Below are 385 nucleotides of genomic sequence, written 5' to 3' on the forward strand. Positions count from 1 at the left end.
CGGGTTCGGGCACCGTCGACTTTCCGACGCCTATCGGCGTCCGAAACTCTAAACGGTTCCTGAATGGCAGCTTCTGGCGGAAAATCGCAGATAGCTGCCATTGGCGCAATGGCCCTCACGCGACGTACTGGTCACCGGATTGAGCCGCCTTCCATGTCCAGGGAAGCAGTTCGTCGATGCGATTGATCGGATGACTCTTGCCGATGCGGTCGAGGACGTCCGTCAGCCAGATTTGCGGGTTCACTTCATTGAGCTTGGCGGTCTCGAGCAGCGAATACATCGCCGCGGCCCGCTCGCCGCCGCAGTCCGCACCGGCGAACAGCCAGTTCTTGCGCCCGACCGCGATGCCGCGCAGCGCGTTCTCGGCAAGGTTGTTGTCGATCTC

The 385-nt window shown here is 61.8% G+C and carries 1 protein-coding gene; it reads right to left on the reverse strand.

Annotated features, from left to right (window positions below):
- Window positions 1-115 precede the first annotated feature (115 nt).
- A partial coding sequence (locus AX708_RS17340; protein WP_156454592.1) for a transposase domain-containing protein occupies window positions 116-385 on the reverse strand: 270 nt, incomplete at its 5' end.

This window comes from Erythrobacter sp. CCH5-A1 (genome assembly GCF_001557115.1).
Classification (GTDB): Bacteria; Pseudomonadota; Alphaproteobacteria; order Sphingomonadales; family Sphingomonadaceae; genus Erythrobacter.